The sequence below is a fragment of the Zhongshania aquatica genome (assembly GCF_027257955.1).
In the GTDB taxonomy this organism is placed as follows: domain Bacteria; phylum Pseudomonadota; class Gammaproteobacteria; order Pseudomonadales; family Spongiibacteraceae; genus Spongiibacter; species Spongiibacter aquatica.
In genome coordinates this window covers 1-2,453 of the sequence record NZ_JANZNQ010000070.1, presented here as the reverse complement: position 1 = coordinate 2,453, position 2,453 = coordinate 1, and the positions used below count along the sequence as shown (strand labels likewise).

Annotated in this window: 3 protein-coding genes; all 3 read right to left on the bottom strand. The window is 53.7% G+C overall.

Annotated features, from left to right (window positions below):
* Positions 1-26: 26 nt before the first annotated feature.
* Positions 27-1,568, bottom strand: coding sequence for an IS66 family transposase (gene tnpC / locus O9X78_RS20575; RefSeq protein ID WP_269621562.1), 1,542 nt, complete (start codon positions 1,566-1,568; stop codon positions 27-29).
* 110 nt (positions 1,569-1,678) lie between these two features.
* Entirely contained in the window at positions 1,679-2,032 is a 354-nt protein-coding gene (tnpB, locus tag O9X78_RS20570) for an IS66 family insertion sequence element accessory protein TnpB (protein ID WP_269621561.1), read from the bottom strand.
* Positions 2,011-2,373, bottom strand: a complete 363-nt coding sequence (locus O9X78_RS20565) for a transposase (protein WP_269621560.1) — start codon at positions 2,371-2,373, stop codon at positions 2,011-2,013. The genes tnpB and O9X78_RS20565 overlap by 22 nt, the downstream gene beginning before the upstream one ends.
* Positions 2,374-2,453: the final 80 nt, after the last annotated feature.

Genomic DNA, 2,453 nt, shown 5'->3' with positions numbered 1-2,453 from the left:
TGTAAGCGTCCGGCAAACCCACATTGCTACGGCCGCCAATTATGCGGCAGTAGTTCGCTGATCTTTGACGCACGCTGTGTCGGCAACCTTTCCATTACGTCTTTCAGGTAGGCCTGGGGGTTGAGGCCATTGATCTTCGCGGACTGGATTAAGGTCATTACGTTAGCCGCGCGCTGACCGCTGCGCAGTGAACCCGCAAAAAGCCAGTTCGAACGGCCAAGCGCCCAAGGTCTAATTTGATTCTCAACCCAGTTATTGTCGATGGGTACGGCGCCATCATCCAAGTAACGCGTGAGCGCATCCCAGCGTTTCAAACTGTATTGAATCGCTTTGGCCGTCGCGCTGCCATCAGGTACTTGTTGCCGCTTACCGATTAGCCAATGATGTAGCTGATCGATAATCGGTTTGGCTTGTTCGTGTCGCCGCTGCCTTCGCTGTTCAGGGCTTAGTTCAACCAGTTCCCGCTCAATGAGGTAGAGCTGCTTAATATAGTCCAGCGCCTGCTCAACAATCTGGCTTTTGTTGGCCACGTGCAGGTCGTGGAATTTGCGCCGAGCATGAGCCATGCAGCCAATTTCGATAATGCCTTTGGTGAAGCCGGCTTTGTAGCCGCTGTAATCATCACACACTAATTTCCCCCGCCACTCTGCGAGGAAGTCTCTCGACTCCTTGCCTGAGCGGCTGGGCCTGAAGTCGTAGACCACGCCTTGTATCGGGGAGTAGCGTGTTGCCGCATAGGCCCAAACATAGGCTTTATGAGTACGCTGTTTACCCGGCGCCAACATCGCGACCGGTGTTTCGTCGGCATGTAATACGGCTTGTTCTAATAGTTGTTCCCGAAGCGCATCCACTAAAGGCTGTAGCTCTACGCCACAACGACCCACCCAATCCGCGAGTGTTGAGCGTGCGATTGTAACGCCACTGCGGGCAAACTGTTGTTCTTGACGGTACAGCGGCAGGTGATCCGCATATTTGCTAATGAGCACTTGCGCTAATAAACCGGTGGTGGGAATGCCTTTGTCAATGATGTGCGCTGCGACAGGCGCTTGTACCAAACTGTCGCAGTCACGGCAGCACCATTTGCCGCGGATATGACGCTCTACACTAAAGGTGCCGGGCTGGTAATCGAGTTTCTCGCTAACGTCTTCACCGATCCGAGTCATTACACAGCCACAAGCGCAGTTTGTGTTCTCTGGCTCATGGTGAATCTCGGTGCGAGGCAAGTCTTGGGGAAGTGCTTGGCGTTTGGGCTTTTTGCGTTCGCATTGCTGTGGCGTAATTGAGACTCTTTCCAGTTCAGCCTCAATCGCGGCGATGTCTTCATCGACCAGCGCCTCCAGTAAAGCGAGCTGCTGTTTATCCAAACCCTCGCTACGCTTACCAAAGCGATGGCGACGCAATAGCGCCAACTCATGGGTCAGCTTGTCTTTTTGGGTTTGTAACTGATGGATGGATACATCCCGCTCAGCCAGTCCTTGAGCTTGTGTGGTCACGGTCTCCTGCAACTGCATGACCAGCGTGCGAAGCTGATCGGGAGATAAGTTATGAAGGTCGGCTGGCTGATTCATCATGCTACTTTGCCAGAACTTGGCTCTGCGTTCGATGACGATTTTGTAAATAGACGAGGCGCGACAACTGTGCCCACTACCGCGCATTCAAGGTGCCGATATCGCCGTGATTACAGCACCGAGATGGTGGCTGCGCCACCTGCTTGTCGCCAAGGCAAACCAACGATCAACGCCTGCAACTGCTCTTCATCCAACACAATGGCTTGCCCTTCACGCAGCGCGCACCAGCTGAATTTACCCTTATGTAATCGCCGAGCGGCTAGCCACAAACCAAAGCCATCGTGTACCAATACCTTCATGCGATTGGCCCGTTTGTTCGTAAAAAGGTAGGCGCAATGGGGGCGGGCTTCGCCGAAGCTTTGCACCACGCGCGCCAAGGTAGTGTCTGGGCCAGCCCGCATATCCAGTGGTTCACGCGCCAACCAAATCTCATCGATACGAATCATGGCTGGGGATTCAGCCATGAAGCCAAACCTGCAAGATCAGCCATTGGCCAGTGGATCGTGACAGGCCCAAGGGCGCTGCTTAGTTCGACTTTTAGCGTGGTATCAGGGCATGAGGCGTCCATTGCCTTGACGGTAATTCGCGGTGCAACTTTAATAAAGTCATCACGCCCAGCCGCCTTCGCGTCAAACTGGCGCCGCCATTTATGCACTAGATTGGCATTGATTTTAAACTGCTGCGCTACGCTTGCTACCGACGTATTGGGGGCATAACTCGCCGCCACAACTTGCTCCTTAAACTGAAGCGAATGTTTGCGGCGCGGTGGTCTGGCTGGCGCGGGAAGTAATCCTTGAGTATCCATTGTTGGTGTCCACTTAGTATTAGGTGGACACCAAGACTACTACTCTAAAATTGGATGGAAAGGTGAGTTGGCCGGACGCT